General features: G+C 65.9%; 17 protein-coding genes. 12 read left to right on the top strand and 5 right to left on the bottom strand.

The window, feature by feature from the left end; translation table 11 throughout:
• Positions 1-2: 2 nt before the first annotated feature.
• On the bottom strand, positions 3-1,739 hold the full coding sequence (locus tag XM1_RS13405; protein ID WP_156428729.1) for a 2-oxoacid:acceptor oxidoreductase subunit alpha: 1,737 nt from the start codon (positions 1,737-1,739) through the stop codon (positions 3-5).
• A gap of 316 nt (positions 1,740-2,055) precedes the next feature.
• Here XM1_RS13405 and had point away from each other — a divergent pair, with 316 nt between their 5' ends.
• The 8 genes from had to XM1_RS13365 all read left to right on the top strand — a co-directional run bounded on the left by had (position 2,056) and on the right by XM1_RS13365 (position 10,064).
• Entirely contained in the window at positions 2,056-3,132 is a 1,077-nt protein-coding gene (gene had, locus XM1_RS13400) for a 6-hydroxycyclohex-1-ene-1-carbonyl-CoA dehydrogenase (RefSeq protein ID WP_068434214.1), read from the top strand.
• Between the two features lie 44 nt (positions 3,133-3,176).
• Positions 3,177-4,310, top strand: a complete 1,134-nt coding sequence (gene oah / locus XM1_RS13395; protein ID WP_068434212.1) for a 6-oxocyclohex-1-ene-1-carbonyl-CoA hydratase — start codon at positions 3,177-3,179, stop codon at positions 4,308-4,310.
• Position 4,311: 1 nt separating this feature from the next.
• Positions 4,312-5,091: a cyclohexa-1,5-dienecarbonyl-CoA hydratase gene (locus XM1_RS13390; RefSeq protein WP_068434210.1), complete on the top strand. Its 780-nt coding sequence runs from the start codon at positions 4,312-4,314 to the stop codon at positions 5,089-5,091.
• Position 5,092: 1 nt separating this feature from the next.
• Positions 5,093-6,268: a benzoyl-CoA reductase subunit C gene (bcrC, locus tag XM1_RS13385; RefSeq protein ID WP_068434208.1), complete on the top strand. Its 1,176-nt coding sequence runs from the start codon at positions 5,093-5,095 to the stop codon at positions 6,266-6,268.
• 4 nt (positions 6,269-6,272) lie between these two features.
• A complete protein-coding gene (gene bcrB / locus XM1_RS13380) occupies positions 6,273-7,571 on the top strand; it encodes a benzoyl-CoA reductase subunit B (protein WP_068434206.1) in 1,299 nt (432 codons plus the stop codon).
• 14 nt (positions 7,572-7,585) lie between these two features.
• Positions 7,586-8,878 (top strand): benzoyl-CoA reductase subunit A, encoded by a 1,293-nt coding sequence (gene bcrA / locus XM1_RS13375; protein WP_068434204.1) that lies wholly within the window; start codon positions 7,586-7,588, stop codon positions 8,876-8,878.
• A 21-nt stretch (positions 8,879-8,899) separates the two neighbouring features.
• Complete coding sequence (bcrD, locus tag XM1_RS13370) at positions 8,900-9,739, top strand: benzoyl-CoA reductase subunit D (RefSeq protein WP_068434202.1); 840 nt, start codon at positions 8,900-8,902, stop codon at positions 9,737-9,739.
• An 85-nt stretch (positions 9,740-9,824) separates the two neighbouring features.
• The gene (locus XM1_RS13365; protein ID WP_068434200.1) at positions 9,825-10,064 is read left to right on the top strand and encodes a YfhL family 4Fe-4S dicluster ferredoxin; all 240 of its coding nucleotides are present in this window, start codon (positions 9,825-9,827) and stop codon (positions 10,062-10,064) included.
• Positions 10,065-10,124: 60 nt separating this feature from the next.
• Here XM1_RS13365 and XM1_RS13360 read toward each other — a convergent pair whose 3' ends face one another.
• Together XM1_RS13360 and XM1_RS13355 are read right to left on the bottom strand one after the other, a co-directional pair.
• Positions 10,125-11,771: a tetratricopeptide repeat protein gene (locus XM1_RS13360; protein WP_255360618.1), complete on the bottom strand. Its 1,647-nt coding sequence runs from the start codon at positions 11,769-11,771 to the stop codon at positions 10,125-10,127.
• A gap of 37 nt (positions 11,772-11,808) precedes the next feature.
• Positions 11,809-12,492, bottom strand: coding sequence for a bifunctional 2-polyprenyl-6-hydroxyphenol methylase/3-demethylubiquinol 3-O-methyltransferase UbiG (locus XM1_RS13355; RefSeq protein WP_068434196.1), 684 nt, complete (start codon positions 12,490-12,492; stop codon positions 11,809-11,811).
• Between the two features lie 37 nt (positions 12,493-12,529).
• Here XM1_RS13355 and XM1_RS13350 point away from each other — a divergent pair, with 37 nt between their 5' ends.
• The 4 genes from XM1_RS13350 (at position 12,530) to XM1_RS13335 (ending at position 16,904) form a co-directional block, all read left to right on the top strand.
• Positions 12,530-13,066: a YdcF family protein gene (locus XM1_RS13350; RefSeq protein ID WP_068434194.1), complete on the top strand. Its 537-nt coding sequence runs from the start codon at positions 12,530-12,532 to the stop codon at positions 13,064-13,066.
• A 68-nt stretch (positions 13,067-13,134) separates the two neighbouring features.
• Positions 13,135-15,087, top strand: a complete 1,953-nt coding sequence (locus XM1_RS25230) for a methyl-accepting chemotaxis protein (protein WP_068434192.1) — start codon at positions 13,135-13,137, stop codon at positions 15,085-15,087.
• Between the two features lie 53 nt (positions 15,088-15,140).
• On the top strand, positions 15,141-16,349 hold the full coding sequence (locus XM1_RS13340) for a CaiB/BaiF CoA-transferase family protein (RefSeq protein WP_068434190.1): 1,209 nt from the start codon (positions 15,141-15,143) through the stop codon (positions 16,347-16,349).
• A 90-nt stretch (positions 16,350-16,439) separates the two neighbouring features.
• Complete coding sequence (locus XM1_RS13335; RefSeq protein ID WP_068434188.1) at positions 16,440-16,904, top strand: PepSY domain-containing protein; 465 nt, start codon at positions 16,440-16,442, stop codon at positions 16,902-16,904.
• 46 nt (positions 16,905-16,950) lie between these two features.
• Here XM1_RS13335 and XM1_RS13330 read toward each other — a convergent pair whose 3' ends face one another.
• Complete coding sequence (locus XM1_RS13330) at positions 16,951-17,349, bottom strand: septal ring lytic transglycosylase RlpA family protein (RefSeq protein WP_068434186.1); 399 nt, start codon at positions 17,347-17,349, stop codon at positions 16,951-16,953.
• Positions 17,350-17,475: 126 nt separating this feature from the next.
• A complete protein-coding gene (locus XM1_RS13325) occupies positions 17,476-17,757 on the bottom strand; it encodes a septal ring lytic transglycosylase RlpA family protein (protein WP_231920505.1) in 282 nt (93 codons plus the stop codon).
• Positions 17,758-17,912 lie beyond the last annotated feature (155 nt).

The following is a 17,912-nucleotide window of genomic DNA, read 5'->3' as shown; positions in this document are numbered from 1 at the left end:
ACTTACTTCCCCATCGACAGGAGGCGGGCGTGGATTTCACCGGGACGCATGGGCAGCGGGCCGGAACGCGACAACGATTCCGGCTTCACCGGCAGATCGTATTCGCCACGCAGGTAACGGGTGAACTGGCCCTGATGGCTCTGCTCGACCACCAGGATCTTCTTGGTGCCCTTCAGCGCCTCGGCCAGGTGCTGCGGCCGGATCGGGGAGATCAGACGCAGCGAGATCAGCTTGGCGTTGACGCCGTCGGCCTTGGCCCGCGCGATGGCCTCGCGGGCGGCGCCGGTGCACGCACCCCAGGTGATGACAGCGATGTCGCCCTCACCCTCGATGGTGGCCCAATGGTTGCCGTAGTCGAACTGGTCCAGCTTCCGCTGGCGCTTGTCCAGCTGCATGGTGTGGTCCGAGGACTGCGACGACGGCGTGCCGGTCTCGGTGTGCTCGAGGCCGTCCGAGGTGTACTGGCAGCCCGGCTGGCCGGGAACCGGCATGGGCGAAATGCCGTTGGCGGTGTTGGCGTAGCGCTTGAACACCTCGCCCTCGGCCGGGGCGACGGCCGCGAGGCGCTTGCCCACGAAGGCCACGTCGGCGGGCACGTCGATGATGGCGCGGCTCTGGCCCAGGGCCTGGTCGCTCATCACCAGACAGGCGGTCTGCAGGCTTTCGGCCAGATAGACGCCCCACTGGGTGGTGAAGATGCAGTCGCCGACCGAATTGGCGGCCACCACCAGATGGGGGGCGTCGCCGTGCAGGCCGTAGACCGCGATGTTGAGGTCCGACTGCTCGCACTTGGTGGCGATGCCGGTGGAGGGACCGACGCGCTGCACGTCGACCACCACCACGGGGGTCTCGGAGGCGACGGCCAGGCCCAGGCCCTCGGTCATCAGCGACAGGCCGGGACCGGCGGTGGCGGTGATGGAGGCTTCGCCGCCATAGGAGGCGCCCAGGCACATGTTGATGGAGGCCAGCTCGTCCTCGGCCTGCACGAACACGCCGCCCACCTTGGGCAGGGCGGACGACAGGTATTCCAGCACCTCGGTGGCCGGGGTGATGGGATAGGCGGCGCAGAAGCGCACGCCGCCGCGGATGGCGCCCAGGCCGGCGCCGTAATTGCCGGTGACGGTCCAGCGCTTGACGTCCTTGGCCTTGGCCGGAGCCAGGCGCTTGGCGCCGCCCAGGGTGGCGGCGGCAGCGGCGCCGGCCTTGACGCCGGCCACCGAAGCCTCGTAGGCGTCGGCGCGCTTCTTCTTCAGCGACTTGCCCAGCACCTCGGTCAGCGGGCCGACCGGAATGCCGATCAGCTCGGCGACGGCGCCGAGAGCGATCATGTTGGGACGGCCGCCGGGAATCTCCTTGGCCAGATCCTTCATGTGCAGGTGGACGATCTTGGCCCCGGTCTTGACGTAGACCTCGGGCACATCGCCGGCGGAGGGATCGCAGATCACCAGGGAGTTCTTCGACAGCGGCACCTCAGCGGCGAAGCGCTGAACGCCCTGCCAGTCGATGGCCAGCATGATGTCGAAGGTGTCGTCCACCGAAGTGATGGGATCAACCCCCAGGCGCACCAGGGCCGCGGCCTCGCCGCCGCGGATCTGCGGGCCGGAGGAGCGGCCGAAAAGCGCGTAGTAACCAGCCTCGGCGGCGGCGTCGAGGAACATGTTGGCGGCCGTCATCACGCCGGCGCCACCACTGCCGCACATCGCGATCGAGACAGACCCGAATCCGGAACTCGTCGTCATATTCTGTTTCCCCAGATGAGGCCCCCGAATTCCTTCGCAGTGGGCCTGGCCAGTGTTTAAGCCGCCCCCGCTCCCAAGCCTTAAGACGGCTCGACATAAGGGGGATTACACACCGCTCGGGGAAAAGGGGCAGACCGTTTCCCCCACGCGGCTGAGACTAGGTGCATACCACCCATTTGGGTCGGACCACAAGCCCACATGCTGCGCTTGACGGCTAATTCGGTATTGTGGTACGTATTTACGGAATAATACAAGGGCGGTCCGTTAAGCCTTAGGCGGCGGGCCGGTGATAACGGGAAGAGAGAGGGAAAACGGAATGAGCAAGTCCGCTTATCGTTGGATGATGACCGGCGTTGGCCAGCCCATGGTCAAGGAGGCGATGGAACTCGCCGCTCCGGGCGCCGGCGAGGTTCTGGTGGAGATCGCCGGCTGCGGCGTCTGCCACACCGACATGGACTATTATTATAACGGTGTGCGCACCAACCACGCCCTGCCGCTGGCGCTGGGCCACGAGATTTCGGGCCGCGTGATCAAGACCGGCGCCGGTGCCGAAGGCTGGGCTGGCAAGGCCGTGATCATCTCCGCCGTCATCCCCTGCGGCGAGTGCGACCTGTGCAAGCGCGGCAAGGGCACCATCTGCCGTTCGCAGAAGATGCCGGGCAACGACCTGCAGGGCGGCTTCGCCACCCACATCACCGTTCCCGCCAACGGCCTGTGCGAGGTCGACGAGGCCCGCCTGAAGGCCGCCGGCCTCGAGCTGTCGGAAGTCTCGGTGGTCGCCGACGCGCTGACCACCCCCTACCAGGCCGCCGTGCAGGCCGGCATCGGCGAGGGCGACCTGGTGATCGTCATCGGCTGCGGCGGCGTGGGCGGCTATTCCGTCCAGGTGGCCTCGGCCCTGGGCGCCAAGGTGGTGGCCCTCGACATCGACCCGGCCAAGCTGGAAGCGGTCAAGGCGGCCGGCGCGACCCTGGGGCTCAACCCCAAGGACTTCGCCAGCACCCGCGATCTCAAGAAGGAGATCGGCGCCTTCGCCAAGGCCCAGGGCCTGCGCTCCACCGAGTGGATCATCATGGAATGCTCGGGCTCCGTGCCAGGCCAGCAGACCGCCTTCGACCTGATGGTCCACGGCTGCACCATCTGCGTGGTGGGCTACACCATGAACAAGGCGGAGTTCCGCCTGTCCAACCTGATGGCTTTCCACGCCCGCGCCCTGGGCAACTGGGGCTGCGGCCCCGACCTGTATCCGGGCGCGCTGGAGCTGGTGCTGTCGGGCAAGGTCAACATCAAGAACTTCGTCGAGCGCCGCCCGCTCGACAGCATCAACGACACGTTCGCCGCCGTGCACGACCACAAGCTGTCGCGCCGCGCCGTCCTGTGCCCCAACGCCTAAAGAAACCCACGCCTAAGAAATCCTAGAGAGGGAGAATTCGGGTCATGAAGAAGGAAACCGCGGCCATCGTCGACCGGACGGCGCCCGCCCACCTCAACGATCACAACCTGGTGCCCACCACCATCGTTCCCGGCGTGCTGTACGAGAAGCGCCCGGCCAAGCGGGCCGACGGCTCGGTGGCCGAGGGCCTGTACAACGTCTGGATCACCCTGGACAACCAGAAGCAGTACAACTCCTACACCACCGACATGGTGAAGGGCGTGATCATGGGCTTCCGCGAGGCGTCCAATGCCCGCGACGTGTCCTCGGTGGTGTTCACCGGCGCTGGCGACAAGGCGTTCTGCACCGGCGGCAACACCAAGGAATACGCCGAGTACTATGCCGGCAATCCGCAGGAATACCGCCAGTACATGCGGCTGTTCAACGACATGGTCTCGTCCATCCTGGGCTGCGACAAGCCGGTGATCTGCCGCGTCAACGGCATGCGCATCGGCGGCGGCCAGGAAATCGGCATGGCCGCCGACTTCTCGGTCGCCCAGGATCTGGCCAAGTTCGGTCAGGCCGGCCCCAAGCACGGCTCGGCCCCCATCGGCGGCGCCACCGACTTCCTGCCCGTCATGGTCGGCTGTGAGCAGGCCATGGTGTCCGGTTCGCTGTGCGAGCCCTGGTCGGCCCACAAGGCCTACCGCACCGGCATCATCATGGATCTGGTCCCCGCCCTGAAGGTGGACGGCAAGTTCGTTCCCAATCCCCTGGTGGTCACCGACCGCTATCTGGACGAGTTCGGCAAGATCATCCACGGCGAGTCCAAGACCGGTGCCGAACTGGCCGCCGGCAAGGAGCTGCTGAAGAAGGGCACCATCGACCTGTCGCTGCTCGACGCCAAGGTCGAGGAGATCTGCGCCAAGATCCTGCACACCTTCCCGGATTGCTTCACCAAGACCATCCAGGAGCTGCGCAAGCCCAAGCTGAACGCCTGGAACGCCAACAAGGAAAACAGCCGCGACTGGCTGGGCCTCAACATGATGACCGAGGCCCGCACCGGCTTCCGCGCCTTCAACGAGGGCCCGAAGGACGACCGCGAGATCGACTTCGTGGCGCTGCGTCAGGCCCTGGCCAAGGGCGCTCCGTGGACCGCCGAGCTGATCGAATCCCTGATCCCCAAGGCGGGCCACTAATATGGCCGAGGCGACCTCCAACTGCCTGAAGGTCTGGAAGGACCGCGACGGGAAGCTGCTTCGGCTGCGCCTGTCGCGTCCCAAGGCCAACATCGTCGACGCCGAGATGATCGCGGCGCTGACGGCGGCGCTGGCAGACGCCCATGAGGACTCGAAGCTGCGCGGCGTGCTCATCGACCACGAGGGGCCGCACTTCAGCTTCGGCGCCTCGGTGGCCGAGCACATGCCCGACCAGTGCGCCGACATGCTGGCCAGCCTGCACAAGCTGGTCATCGCCATGGTCGACTTCCCGCTGCCCATCCTGGTCGCCGTGCGCGGCCAGTGCCTGGGCGGCGGACTTGAGGTCGCCCTGGCCGGCCACATGATGTTCGTCTCGCCCGATGCCAAGTTGGGCCAGCCGGAGATCGTGCTGGGCGTGTTCGCTCCGGCGGCGTCCTGCCTGCTGCCCGAGCGCATGCCCCGCGTTGCCGCCGAGGACCTGCTCTATTCGGGCCGGTCCATCGACGGCGCCGAGGCGGCCCGGCTGGGCATCGCCAACGCGGTGGTGGACGACCCGGAGGGCGCCGCCCTCGCCTGGTTCGACAACGGCCCGGCCAAGCACTCGGCCGCAAGCCTGCGTTTTGCGGTCAAGGCCGCCCGTCTCGGCATGAACGAGCGGGTCAAGGCCAAGATCGCCGAAGTTGAAGCCCTTTATCTCAACGGCCTGATGGCCACCCACGACGCAGTCGAGGGTTTGAACGCCTTTCTCGAAAAGAGGCCGGCACTTTGGGAGGACCGATAGGATGTCTGGAAAGAATAAAAGCGTCGCCGACATCATGGCCGTGTGCCAGGAGATGTTCGAAGACCTGAACTTCACGTATGCCCGCAAGTGGAAGGACGCCAAGCCCGGCCGCAAGGTCGTCGGTTTCCTGCCCGTCTACTCGCCCATCGAGATGATCCATGCCGCCGGCTGCCTGCCGCTCGGCATCTTCGGCGGCGGCGACCAGATGGAAGTCATCCACGGCGACGCCTACTATCAGAGCTACATCTGCCGCATTCCGCGCTCGACCATCGAGCTGGGCGTGACCAGCCGTCTCGACTTCGTCGACGGCATGATCTTCCCGTTCGTCTGCGACGTGATCCGCAACCTGTCGGGCATCTGGAAGCTGATGTTCCCGAACGTGTGGTCCAAGTTCTTCGACACGCCCCAGAACTACGACAAGTCCATCGGCGGCACCTACTACGTGCAGGAGCTGAAGGAGCTGAAGGAAGGCCTGGAGCACATGACCGGCCGTAAGATCAGCGACGACGACATCCGTCGTTCCATCGGCCTGTACAACGAGAACCGCCGCCTGATCCGCGAGGTCTATGCCTTCCGCGCCAAGCAGCCCTGGCTGGCCCCCACCTCCGAGGTCTACGTGCTGATGCGCGCCGGCCTGATGATGGACGTGGAAGAGCACAACCAGATGCTCAAGGACTACATGGCCGCCGCCGCCAAGGAAGACCGTCCGAAGCGCGACAACGTCCGCATCTCCATCTACGGCTCGTTCTGTGAGCAGCCCCCGCTGAACCTGATCAAGTCGATCGAGATGGCCGGCTGCTACGTGGTCGACGACGACTACTCGCTGAACAACCGCTTCCTGATGGTGGACGTCCCCACCAGCGGCGACCCGCTGGAGGCCCTGGCCACCACCTATATCGAGAACTCGGTGGAGACCTCGTGCAAGTACGTCCCCGACGGCAAGGTCAAGGGCCAGTTCCATGTGGACGCGGTCAAGGCCTGCGGCGCCGAGGGCGTGATCTACGCGACCCCCAGCTTCTGCGATCCGGCCCTGCTGGACCGCCCGATGGTCTGCAACAAGCTGTCGGAAGCCGGCATCCCCTACATCGCCTTCAAGTACGCCGAAAATTCGGGCCAGATGCAGCCGATCCGCGAGCAGGCTGGCACCTTCGCCGATTCCATCAAGCTGTGGAGCTGACATCATGAGCAAGCCTGAAGCCGTCAAAGAGCCGTCGATGGAAATGCAGAAGGCGATGATCGCTCGTAACTACGACGCGATCACGTCCAAGCACGAGACCGGCCGCAAAGTGTCCTCCACCTTCGTTCCGGGCAACCTGAACGAACTGCTGATGTGTTTCGACATCGTCAACAACCTTCCCGAGATCAACGCCATCCAGGCCGGCATGCGCAAGGCCTCGGGCGGCTACATCATGGAAGCCGAGAAGTCGGGCCATTCCGAAGACGTCTGCACCTACGTGAAGGCGGATATCGGCCAGATGTCCAAGGGCAACATCGCCCCCAACGGCAAGCCCTATCCGAACCCGGACGTGCTGATGCTCAGCTACACCGGCTGCTACACCTTCATGAAGTGGTTCGAGCTGCTGCGTGAAGAGTACAAGTGCCCGACCCTGATGCTGCACGTCCCCTACGAGGGCGACGGCCACTCCACCAAGAACATGCGCGACTACATCGTCAAGCAGCTCAAGGAAGTGGTCATTCCGGGCCTGGAGCAGGTCTCGGGCGTCAAGTTCGACATCGACCGCCTGCGCCAGTACCTGCGCAACTCGGCCAAGGCCGAGGACAACCTGGTGTGGTGCCTGGAGCAGGGCAAGAAGAAGCCCTCGCCCATCGACGCCTATTTCGGCGGCGTGTACTACATCGGCCCGATCTTCACCGCCTTCCGCGGCACCGAGGACGCTGTCACCTATTACGAGATGCTGCGCAAGGAAGTGCAGAATCGCGTCGACAACGCCCAGGGCCCGCTGACCCCCGAGGGCACCTACTTCAACGACCAGAAGTATCGTCTGATCGTCGAGGGCCCGCCCAACTGGACCAACTTCCGTGAGTTCTGGAAGATGTTCTACGACGAGGGCGCGATCGTGGTCGCCTCCTCCTACACCAAGGTGGGCGGTCTGTACGACCAGGGCTTCCGTCACGATCCCGACAACCCCCTGGAATCGCTGGCCGATTACTGCCTGGGTTGCTACACCAACCTCAACCTGCCGACCCGCGTCGACCTGCTGGCCAAGTATGTCGAGGAATACGAGGCCGACGGCCTGCTGATCAACTCGATCAAGAGCTGCAACAGCTTCTCGGCCGGCCAGCTGATGATCATGAAGGAAGTCGAGCGCCGCACCGGTCGCCCGGGCGCCTTCATCGAAACCGACCTGGTCGATCCGCGCTACTTCTCGGCGGCCAACGTCAAGAACCGCCTGGAAAGCTACTTCCAGATGATCGAGCAGAAGCGCCGCGGCGGCGGCTCCAAGACCGTGGCCGCGTAAGGGAGGAATGAACAATGCGTTGTTTCATCGGCATTGACCTGGGTTCCACCACCACCAAGGCGGTGGTCATGGACGAAAACCTGCAGGTCATGGGACGCGGCATCACCAATTCGCGTTCCAACTACGACACCGCGGCCGCCGTTTCCAAGCAGGAAGCGCTGATCGACACCCGTCTCACCCTGTTCCGCCGCGCTCTGTCGAACGTGTCGGAAGTGTCGGGCAAGGTCGACGACATCCTGACGGATCTGGAGCGCAACTTCCGTCACGTCCAGTTCCTCGAGCAGCTCGATGACCTGGAGCAGACCTGCGTCGCCAACATCAAGGGCCCGCGCTTCGCCGGCCGCGAGAAGGTGGTGATCGAGGCCCTGGAAGGCACCTTCTCGCGCCTGCGGACCAGCTCGGCCGCCCAGTACGCCCCCGGCGTCAAGCGCAAGTCGGACTTCTTCCGCGATCTGGCCGGCGCCGAGTTCATGAGCCACGGCGAAGCGGTGTGCAAGGAGGCCGGTCTCGGCTTCGACCTGATCCTCAACGTCTATGACAAGTCGATCATCGAAGTGGAAAACCGTCCGCCGGCCGGCGACATGGAAGGCAAGTTCATCCGCGCCCTGGAGAAGGGCTCGATCACCGGCAACCACATCATCAAGCCGGTGCAGGACGTGCTCGCCATTCCGCTGGAGGAGACCTACGTGGTCGGCACCGGCTACGGCCGCGTCCGCCTGCCCTTCCCCAAGGAGCACATCCGCTCCGAGATCCTGTGCCACGGCCTGGGCGCCCACATGATGTACCCCGACACCCGCACGGTGCTCGACATCGGCGGCCAGGACACCAAGGGCATCCAGGTGGATCCCGTCGGCATCGTCGAGAACTTCCAGATGAACGACCGTTGCGCCGCGGGCTGCGGCCGTTATCTGGGCTACATCGCCGACGAAATGAACATGGGCCTGCACGAACTCGGGCCGCTGGCCATGAAGTCGAACAAGCAGGTGCGCATCAACTCCACCTGCACCGTGTTCGCGGGTGCCGAGCTGCGTGACCGTCTGGCTCTGGGCGAAAAGCGCGAGGACATCCTGGCCGGTCTGCACCGCGCCATCATCCTGCGCGCCATGTCGATCCTGTCGCGCGCCGGCGGCGTCAAGGACCAGTTCACCTTCACCGGTGGCGTCGCCAAGAACGAGGCGGCGGTGCGCGAGCTGCGCAAGCTGATCAAGGAAAACTACGGCGACGTGACCATCAACATCGACCCGGACTCGATCTACACCGGCGCTCTCGGCGGAGCCACCTTCGCCGTCCGCGCGGTCGTCAACTAATCGGGAAGGGAGGAGACACCAATGTCTGAACTTATCACTACCGGTGTTGACATCGGTTCGGGCTGCATCAAGACCGTCGTCTTCAAGGTCAATGGCGACAAGGTGGAGTGGCTGGGCAAGGAAACCGCGCGTATCCGTAACCGCGACCCCTTCCAGCTGACCAACGAGGCCTATGACCACATGCTGAAGACGGCCGGCCTCGGCCGTAAGGACGTCTCCTATGTGGCCTCCACCGGCGACGCCGAGAATCTCAGCTTCGCCACCGGCCACTTCTACTCCATGACCACCCACGGTCGTGGCGGCCTGTACCTCAACCCGGAAGCCCGCGCGGTGCTCGACATCGGTGCGCTGAACGGCCGAGCCATCCGCATGGACGGCGTGGGCAAGGTGCTGTCCTACAAGATGACCAGCCAGTGCGCTTCCGGGTCGGGCCAGTTCCTCGAGAACATCGCCCGCTACCTCGGCATCGCCCAGGACGAGATCGGCTCGCTGTCGCAGAAGGCCGACGACCCCGAGAAGGTGTCGTCCATCTGCGCCGTGCTGGCTGAAACCGACGTCATCAACATGGTGTCGCGCGGCATCTCGGCCTCGAACATCCTCAAGGGCATTCACGTGTCCATGGCGGTGCGTCTGGCCAAGCTGCTGAAGTCCATCGGCGCCGTGGACGGCATCGTCCAGGTTACCGGCGGTCTGGCGCTCGACACCGGCCTGGTCGCCGCCCTGAACGAGGCGGCCGAGCAGGAGAAGGTCAACCTCAAGGCCGTGTCCCATCCGGACTCGATCTATGCCGGCGCCATTGGCGCCGCGCTGTGGGGCGCCTTCCGTCACGAAAAGCTGGCCCGCCTGGGTCAAGCGGCGTAATATCCACCCGTTCCCCGGTCACCCGCGATCAACGCGGGGACCGGGGGCGGCCAAAAGTGGGGTTGCGAGGAGAGAGGAAAAACTCATGTCCCTTAAGATTACCGACGACTGCACCAGCTGCGACGCCTGTGTTTCGGCTTGCCCGAACGAGGCCATTTCCGCCGGCGACGTGATCTACGTGATCGACGCGTCCCGCTGCTCCGAGTGCGTCGGCGCCGAAGACAGCCCGCAGTGCCAGATGGTCTGCCCGGCCGATTGCATCGTTCAGCACGAAGTCGAGAGCAAGGACGCCCTGCTGGCCAAGTACAAGGCCATCCACGGCTGACCTTGAGGCCTCGGCCACAGGTTCGGAAAACCCCCGCCGGTTCGCCCGGCGGGGGTTTTTTCATTTGAAGCGGGACAACTCTGCGGCCACCCGCGCCGCCAGCCCGTCCCAGTCTCCCGCCGCCTCCTGGTGGAACAGGCGCATGTTGGAATACCAGGGGCAATCGGCCCGGCCGTCCAGCCAGCGCCAGTCGGGAACCGCCTGAAGCAGGACCCAGACCGGGCGGCCCAGCGCGCCGGCCAGATGGGCGATGGCCGTATCCGAGGTGACGACCAGATCCAGGTTCATCATCACCGCGGCGCTGTCGAGAAAGGCTCCGGGACCGGCGTCGAAATCCGCCCCCAGGGTCTCGACCGTCATGCCGGCCGGCAGGCAGTCCAACTGCTCCACCCCCTCGTTCTTCTGCAGGCTGATCAGCCGAACGCCGGGAATCGCGGCCAACGGAGCCAGGCAAGCCAGAGGGATCGAACGGCCCTTGTCCACCTTGGCGGTGGGATTGCCCTGCCAGACGAGGCCGACCCGCATTCCCTCCCGTGAGCCGAGGCGCTCGGCCCAAAGGGCGATCCTGGCGGAATCGGCCGCCAAGTAGGGTGCCGGGGCCGGAACGGCATCGGCGGTGACGCCCAGCAGGCGCGGCAGGCTCAGCATCGGGGCATGGACGTCGAAGTGCGGGAGGGCTTCGCCCCGCGCCACGATCTCGACGCCGGGTAGGCCGTCCAGCAGCCGCTTCAGCGGCTTTTGCACCACCACGACCACCTTCCACCCCTGCTTCGCCAGCAGCGGCGCGAAGCGGATGAACTGGATGGTGTCGCCCAGGCCCTGCTCCTCCCAGATCAGGAGGGTCCGTCCCGCCGCCGCGTCTCCGGTCCAGGCGGGCTGGGAATAGGTGTCGGCGGTCTGGACCGTCTGCCAGCGCCATTCATATTCGCGCCAGCCCTCGGCGAACTCCCCGGCCCGCAGCAGCGAGTGGGACAGGTTCCAATGGGCGGCGGCGTAATCGGGGCGAAGCGCGATGGCCTGGCGATGGGCCGCGATCGCCGGCAGGGTCTGCCCATCATCCTGGAGAGAACAACCCAGGTTGTAGTGCAGTTCCGGGTCTTGGGGATTCATGGCTATGGCCTTCTCCAGCATGGAGATGGCCTCGGCGATCCGGCCCAGGGCATTCAGGGTGAGGCCCAGGTTGTTCTGCGCCATGGAAAAATTCGGCGAGATCCTCAGCGCCTGCTCGAAGCAGGCCCGCGCCTCGTCCAGCCGCCCCTGGGCGCGGTAGACGTCCCCCAGGGCGTTCCACGGCGCCGGCGCGGTTGCCTCCGCTTCGGCCATGTCCCGGCATTTCTCGAACACCGTCGCGGCTTCGTCCAGTTGTCCGAGCCCCCTGAGCGCCAGGCCGAGATTATAGTGCTGGCCCCAGTCATCGGGCCGGGCCGCCACCGCCTTCCTGAAATTGATGGCGGCCAGGGAGAAGCGCGACAGCGCCAGCTGCGCCTCGCCCAAGGTGATCACCGCCTGGATGCGTCCGGGGTCCTGCTTGACCACCTTGCCCAGCAATTCCACGGCCCGCTCATGGTCACCCTGGCGAAAGGCCACCGATCCCAGGATATGCATGGCCGCCGTGTTGCGGCGGTCGATGGAGAGCATGCGCTGGCACTCGGCGGCGGACAGATCCATGTTGCCGTTCTGAAAGGCTTGGACCGCCCGCTGAAACATGGACTGAAGCAAAGCCGGGTTGTTCATCCCTCGGGTCCTATTCCTTGCGCAGCAGGTTGACGCGCATGGGCTGTTCGAAGGCGAAGCCGCCGTCCTCGGCCGGCTTGGCCAGGCGGGCGAAGCGTTCGCGCATCTCGGCGTCCAGTTCGACGAACTTGGCCTCGCGCTCGGTGTTGGCCGAGACGATCTTGTCGCGGAAGGCGTCGTAATCCTTGAGCACCATGGGATGCAGGTAGGTGAACTCGCTCTCCTCCTCCAGCCCATGGACCCAGGCGCCCTTGACCGAGGCCAGCGCCGCCCCCCTCACCCAGGTCTCGTCGTCGATGGGCTGCACCGCCTCGAAGAAGGCGCCCCAGGGCAGCGGTTCCGAGACATAGACCTCGCCGCCGGGCTTGAGCACCCGGGCCGCCTCGGCCAGGGCCTTGGCCTGGAAGGCGATGGGAATGTGATGCAGCGAGTTGAAGAACACCACGGCGTCGGCGCTTTCGTCGTCGGCGGGCAGCGCCTGGCCCACGCCCTCGACGATCTCCTCGTCGGCCACTTTGGCGGCGGCGCGGGCCTTGGCCAACTGGCGCGGGCTGCACTCCACCCCCAGCACATGGGCGCCAAACCGGGCCATCAGGCGCGCCAGCGCCCCATCGCCGCAGCCCACGTCGATGACCCGCTTGCCTTCCAGCCCCAGGGTCTCCACGATGACGTCGGTGTTGCGGCGCTTGTCCATGGCACTCTCCTTGTAATCCGTTGCCCACAGTTAAGAGATGTCCGCCACTCCTGTCGATAGCCCTTTCGACGCCGCCATCGTCCTGGGCGCCATGGTGCGGCCCGACGGCAGCCCCAGCCCGGCCATGGCGCGGCGGGTGGCGCGGGGCGTCCGGCTGATCGAGGAGGGCCGGGCCGTCCATCTCCTGATGAGCGGCGGCGCGGTTCGCCACCCGGTGCCCGAGGCCCATGTGATGCGCGACCTCGCCCTTCGGGCCGGCATCCCGGCCGAGCGGCTGCATGTGGAGGACGTTTCCGTCAACACCATCGGCAACGCCCTGCTGTCGCGCGCCCTGGTGGAGACGCGGGGCTGGAGGCGTCTGGCCGTGGTGACCGACGCCTGCCACATGGCCCGCTCGCTCTACGTCTTCCATCGCCTCGGCCTGCCGGTCAGCCCCGCTCCCGCCTGGCCCGAGACCAGGCCGGGACGGGAGTGGTACGCGGCCTGGCTGCGCGAGGCTTTCGCCATGCCCTGGACAATCGCCAGGGTTGAGAAACTACTTTTTTCCCGTTGCATACCAAAGCCACTTGTATAGGACCGGGCGCTCCCAAAATACATAGCCGGACGGCTCAACCCCTGTTGCCACAGCACTGCGGGGTTCCCATGAACAGACTGACCATCCGCGCCCGCATCGCCATCCTGACCGGTGCGTCCATCACGGCGATGATCGCCCTGGCGGCCGTGATGTTCTGGGCCGTCGCCACTCTTGACGAGCTGGATCGCCACGCCAAGGCCTTCGGGGCGGTCGCCAACCTCGGCAAGGAACTGCGCATCGCCAGCCTTGAAGCCAGGAGGAACGAGAAGGACCTTCTGCTGCGCCGTGACGCCAAATACGCGGAGCAGGCGGCCAAGGCCTCCGACGCGGTCGTCGCCTTGGCCGCCGACCTTGAAAAGCGCCAGGAAGCCGCCCCGGTGGCCGGTCTGGCCCAGGCCGTCCGGACCGGCATGGCCGCCTATCGCAAGCAGTTGGACGAACTGGCCGCCAACCTGACCATCGCCGGCATGAACGAGCGATCCGGGCTGCAGGGCCAACTGCGCCAGGCGGTCCACAAGGTGGAAAGCGCCCTCGAAGCCCAGGGGCAATCCGAGCTCATGCGGCACATGCTGATGCTGCGCCGGCACGAGAAGGACTACCTGCTGCGCGGCCAACCCGAGCTGCAGGCGAAGCTTGAAGCGGAACACAAGGTCTTCCTGGACGTCCTTCAGCGCTCCGGCGTGCCCGCCGCCCAGAAAGCCGAACTGAAGGACCTGATCGACGCCTATCTCGCCGACGCGGTCAAATTGATCGGGGCGGACCAGATCGTGCGCAAGGACATCGCCGAACTCAGCGCCATCTATTCCGCCTTTTCCCCCAACTTCGACAAGATCGTCGAGTTCGCCGACCGCGAGGGAGTCCGCGTCGCAGAGGAAGATGACGCCATCCACCGCCGGGTGATCGGCGTGGCCATGGGACTGAGCCTGACGGCGGGAATGGTGTTCGTCGTCCTGGCCTTCTTCGTAGGCCGTTCCATCGTCCGGCCGGTTCGCGGCATCACGGGGGTCATGAGCTCGCTGTCTGGCGGCGACCGGACGGTCAGCGTCCCCTATACCGATGGCGCCGACGAGATCGCCGACATGGCCCGTTCGGTGCAGGTGTTCAAGGATGGGCTGATTCGCGCGGAACAGCTGGAAGCCCAGTCCAAGGCCGAGCAGGAGCGCGAAGTGGCCCGCGGCCGCAAGCGCGAGCTGCTCACCAATGATTTCGACGTGATGATCCGCCGGGTGATGTCCAAGGTGGACAGTGCGGTGCAGAGCGTCCACTCCACCTCCACCAGCCTGCACGCCGCCGCCGAGCAGACCTCGCGCCAGAGCGCCGCCGTCGCGGCGGCCGCCGAGGAGGCCACCGCCAACATCCAGACCGTGGCCTCGGCGGCCGAGGAACTGGGCGCCTCCACCCACGAGATCAGCCGCCGGGTCCAGGACACCACCCGCATCACCCAGGAAGCCGTGGACGGGGTGCAGACCGCCGACGCCACCGTGGAGGGCCTGTCCACCGCCGCCCAGAAGATCGGCGAGATCGTCAGCCTGATCAACGACATCGCGGCCCAGACCAACCTGCTGGCCTTGAACGCCACCATCGAGGCGGCGCGCGCCGGCGAGGCGGGCAAGGGCTTCGCCGTCGTCGCCAACGAAGTGAAGCACCTGGCCACCCAGACCGCCAAGGCCACCAGCGAGATCGCCGAGCAGATCGGCGGCATTCAGTCTTCCACCCAGAACGCCGTCAGCGCCATCAAGACGGTGGGCGCCGCCATCGCCCGGGTGGACGAGGTGGTGTCCTCCATCGCCGCTGCGGTGGAAGAGCAGAACGCCGCCACCCAGGAGATCGTGCGCAACGTCCAGGAAGCCGCCAACGGCAACCAGGAGGTCACCAGCAACATCGCCGAGGTCTCCTCGGCCGCCCAGATGACCGGCGAGATGGCGTCGAACATGTACAAGGTGGCCGAAGCCCTGGAGGAATCCGGCGACAGCCTGGGCCGGCACGTGGAAACCTTCCTGGGCAACGTCAAGACCGTCTAGATCGGCCAAGATCGGCCATGGTATCAAATCGGCTCCATTGCCAGCGAGACACCATGGCCCAGCCCAAGCGCCCCCTGGACGGCATCCGCGTCCTCGACGTCGCCACCTTCATCGCCGCGCCCTACGCCGCCGCCATCCTGGGCGAGTTCGGCGCCGAGGTGATCAAGGTCGAGCAGCCCCAGGGCGGCGACACCTTCCGCCGCTTCGGCTCCATCACGGAACGCGACGGCGATTCGCTGATGTGGCTGTCCGAAGCGCGCAACAAGGATTCCGTCACCCTGGACCTGCGCAAGCCCGAGGGCCGCGAGTTGTTCCTCAAGCTGGTCGCCAAGACCGACGTCATCGCCGAGAACTTCCGCCCCGGCACACTGGAGAAATGGGGCCTGGGCTGGGATGAGCTGCGTCGCGTCAATCCCGGCCTGATCCTGCTGCGCATCTCGGGCTACGGCCAGACGGGTCCCTACAAGGACCGGCCCGGATTCGCCCGCATCGCCCATGCCTTCGGCGGCCTGTCCTATCTGGCGGGCATGCCGGGCGACGTGCCGGTGACGCCGGGCTCCACCTCGCTGGCCGATTACATGAGCGGCCTTTACGGCGCCATCGGCGTGCTGCTGGCGCTGCGTCACAAGGACGCCACCGGCGAGGGCCAGGTCATCGACCTCGCCCTCTACGAATCCGTCTTCCGGGCGCTGGACGAGATCGCCCCGGCCTACGCCATGTTCGGCAAGGTGCGCGAGCGTGAAGGCGCCGGCACGGTCAACGCCTGCCCCCACGGCCACTTCCGCTGCGGCGACGGCAAGTGGGTGGCGCTGGCCTGCACCACCGACCGCATGTTCGCCCGCCTGTGCGAGGCCATGGAACGGCCCGAACTGGCCGATGCCGCCAAATGGGGATTGCTGCGCCACCGCCTGGCCGAACGCACCGACGTGGACGCCCTGGTCGGCCACTGGACCGCCACCCGCCCGCGCGAAACGGTGATGGAGCTGTGCCTGGAGTTCGAGGTGCCGGCGGCTCCCCTGAACACCATCGCCGACATCTTCGAGGACCCGCAATTCCAGGCGCGCGGCAACCTGCAGAATGTGGCCGATTCCGTCCTGGGCAGCGTGGTGGTGCCCGGCGTGGTGCCCAAGCTGTCGGCCACGCCCGGCCGGGTCGAAACCCTCGGCCCCCGCCTGGGCGAGGGCAACGGCCGGGTCTATGGCGGCTTGCTGGGCCTGAGCGAGACGGAAATCGCCGCGCTGAAGGGCAAGGGCGTTATCTGAACGCCGCATGAACCGGCGGTTCAGCTCCGGTTGGGGTGGGTTGAGGCACACTGTCCTCAGTTGAATGCCTCACCAATCGGAGACACCGCCATGTTGACCAAGACCTCCCTGATCGCCGCCGCCATCGCCACCCTCGCCCTGGGCTCGGTCGCCCAGGCCAAGGACAAGCCGGCCGGCGATGCCCTGCCCCCCGCCGTGATCCTCAACCAGATGGTGGCCGACGGCCATGACCTGCGGGCCCTCGACCGCGAGAACGGCCGCTATCTCGCCACCGTGCGGGCGCCGTCGGGCCAGTTGGCCACCTTCTCGGTGAACGCCCGGACCGGCGAACTGCTGCCCGAACCCGCCCGCCTCGACAGCGCCACCACGCCGGAAGTCGGCGCCAACGCGGTCAAGGCCATGCTGGCCGCCGCCGAGCAGGGCCACTGGAACCTGTCGGAACTGGAATGGAAGAAGGACAGCTACGTGGTCGAGGCCCGCGACGACGGCGGCGCCAAGGCCCACTTCCAGGTCGATCCGGCCACCGGAACGGTGACCAAGGCCATCCACCGCTAAGCCGGAACGAAAAAGCCGGGGCCGGCGCGGCCCCGGCGCTCTTTCGTTATTCCGTCCGCCCGACCACCTGCATCCTGACCGGCACGGCGCCCTGGTGGCTCATGTGAAGCCGCCGGGCCGCCGCCCGCGACAGGTCGATGGAACGACCGGCCACGAAGGGGCCACGATCGGTGACCATGACGATCACCGACTTTTTCTTCTTGTCCTGCCGGGACACCTCGACCAGCGTGCCGAAGGGCAGCGTCGGATGGGCGGCGGTCAGAGCCTTGGGGTCGAACTTTTCACCACTGGCGGTGCGGTTGCCCTTGAAGCCAGGGCCGTACCAGGACGCGATGCCGTAGCTTTCGCCTCCCAGACCCGCGGATCCAGCCATCTCAGCCGAGGCTGGAAGAGACGCGGCCGACACCACAATAGCGGCCAACGCCGCGATCTTGAGCGTCTTCATCGTTTCAATCCTGCATCCTGCCTGCATTGAAGTGCGGGGCATTCTGCCCAGGCTTTCCTAACGACCGGTGAACAGGTAGCAGATTAAGAATGAATTGTAAATATATATTGAATATTTGTTAACACTCTACTCGGCGAAGCCGATCACCCGCAGCGAGACAAGGCCGGTTCCCTCGTTCACCAACCCCAATCTCCTGGCCGCGGCCTCGGAAAGATCGACGATCCGTCCGCCGCCCGGCCCCCGGTCGTTGACGCGGACCACCACGGCCCCCCGGCGCTCGGGGCGGGAAACCTCCACCAGAGTGCCCATGGGCAGAACGGGATGGGCCGCCGTCAGATCAGAGGGATCGAAGCGCTCGCCGCTGGCAGTCTTGCGGCCGCGATATTTGGCTCCATACCAAGACGCCATTCCGATTTCTGCAGAATCGCCTTGTATACTTGCAATGTCTTGCCCCATGCATTCGAATATAGGTGACATTGACAAGCTAATTGCTATCGCGGACATCAACGTACGCACTGGCGACACCATTGTGATTTCCTTCACAATTCGACATGAGTTAATGA

The organism is Magnetospirillum sp. XM-1 (assembly GCF_001511835.1).
In the GTDB taxonomy this organism is placed as follows: Bacteria; Pseudomonadota; Alphaproteobacteria; order Rhodospirillales; family Magnetospirillaceae; genus Phaeospirillum.
Note: the sequence above shows the minus strand (reverse complement) of the source record. Positions and strands in the feature narration are given on the sequence as shown.